At 65.8% G+C, this 386-nt stretch carries 1 pseudogene; it reads left to right on the forward strand.

The features are described from left to right. Window positions 1-70: 70 nt before the first annotated feature. Window positions 71-386 (forward strand): annotated as a pseudogene (locus AB4Y40_RS42885) (type VI secretion system baseplate subunit TssF); the annotation flags it as partial.

The raw sequence follows: 386 nt of genomic DNA on the forward strand, positions 1-386 counted from the left end.
CGCCGCAGACCCGGAGGGCAGCGCACGGTACGCTTACAGGCCGTTCAGCAGTTTCAGGCATCGCGGATGGATGCTGCACTACGAGAAGCCGGAACGGTACTTCCGTACCTCGACGCGCTATGGCGTGGTGGGGCAGGAGCTGTGGGTGACCCTCTCAGGGCAGCTCTGGGCCGGGACGTACCGCCACGCACCGGACGATGAAGCGCGTCCACGTCCCGACCGCCATGTCACGGTGCGTGCGCTCGCGAACAACGGACGCCTGCCGCGCATGGCGCTTGCGGAGGCAACGATCACGGAAACGGTCACGGGCTTTACCGGCATCGCATTGGTGCACAATGTGACAAAGCCGAGCCTGCCGCAGTATCCGCCGCGCTACTACCCGGGTT

Source organism: Paraburkholderia sp. EG287B, from assembly GCF_040965595.1.
In the GTDB taxonomy this organism is placed as follows: Bacteria; Pseudomonadota; Gammaproteobacteria; order Burkholderiales; family Burkholderiaceae; genus Paraburkholderia.